The organism is Staphylococcus sp. GDY8P94P (assembly GCF_017892255.1).
Taxonomy (GTDB): domain Bacteria; phylum Bacillota; class Bacilli; order Staphylococcales; family Staphylococcaceae; genus Staphylococcus; species Staphylococcus cohnii.
In genome coordinates this window covers 1-1,319 of the sequence record NZ_JAESKU010000032.1, presented here as the reverse complement: position 1 = coordinate 1,319, position 1,319 = coordinate 1, and the positions used below count along the sequence as shown (strand labels likewise).

General features: G+C 38.7%; 1 protein-coding gene. It reads right to left on the bottom strand.

What is annotated here, in order from left to right; translation table 11 throughout:
- Window positions 1-289 precede the first annotated feature (289 nt).
- On the bottom strand, window positions 290-1,051 hold the full coding sequence (gene aadD1 / locus KA926_RS13625) for an aminoglycoside O-nucleotidyltransferase ANT(4')-Ia (RefSeq protein ID WP_001014230.1): 762 nt from the start codon (window positions 1,049-1,051) through the stop codon (window positions 290-292).
- Window positions 1,052-1,319: the final 268 nt, after the last annotated feature.

The window sequence follows — 1,319 nt, the reverse complement described above, 5'->3', positions numbered from 1 at the left end:
TTCAACTTTGCAACAGAACCCTCTTTTTAATATCCCCGACTGGCAATGCCGGGATAGACTGTAACATTCTCACGCATAAAATCCCCTTTCATTTTCTAATGTAAATCTATTACCTTATTATTAATTCAATTCGCTCATAATTAATCCTTTTTCTTATTACGCAAAATGGCCCGATTTAAGCACACCCTTTATTCCGTTAATGCGCCATGACAGCCATGATAATTACTAATACTAGGAGAAGTTAATAAATACGTAACCAACATGATTAACAATTATTAGAGGTCATCGTTCAAAATGGTATGCGTTTTGACACATCCACTATATATCCGTGTCGTTCTGTCCACTCCTGAATCCCATTCCAGAAATTCTCTAGCGATTCCAGAAGTTTCTCAGAGTCGGAAAGTTGACCAGACATTACGAACTGGCACAGATGGTCATAACCTGAAGGAAGATCTGATTGCTTAACTGCTTCAGTTAAGACCGAAGCGCTCGTCGTATAACAGATGCGATGATGCAGACCAATCAACATGGCACCTGCCATTGCTACCTGTACAGTCAAGGATGGTAGAAATGTTGTCGGTCCTTGCACACGAATATTACGCCATTTGCCTGCATATTCAAACAGCTCTTCTACGATAAGGGCACAAATCGCATCGTGGAACGTTTGGGCTTCTACCGATTTAGCAGTTTGATACACTTTCTCTAAGTATCCACCTGAATCATAAATCGGCAAAATAGAGAAAAATTGACCATGTGTAAGCGGCCAATCTGATTCCACCTGAGATGCATAATCTAGTAGAATCTCTTCGCTATCAAAATTCACTTCCACCTTCCACTCACCGGTTGTCCATTCATGGCTGAACTCTGCTTCCTCTGTTGACATGACACACATCATCTCAATATCCGAATAGGGCCCATCAGTCTGACGACCAAGAGAGCCATAAACACCAATAGCCTTAACATCATCCCCATATTTATCCAATATTCGTTCCTTAATTTCATGAACAATCTTCATTCTTTCTTCTCTAGTCATTATTATTGGTCCATTCACTATTCTCATTCCCTTTTCAGATAATTTTAGATTTGCTTTTCTAAATAAGAATATTTGGAGAGCACCGTTCTTATTCAGCTATTAATAACTCGTCTTCCTAAGCATCCTTCAATCCTTTTAATAACAATTATAGCATCTAATCTTCAACAAACTGGCCCGTTTGTTGAACTACTCTTTAATAAAATAATTTTTCCGTTCCCAATTCCACATTGCAATAATAGAAAATCCATCTTCATCGGCTTTTTCGTCATCATCGGTCATAAAATCC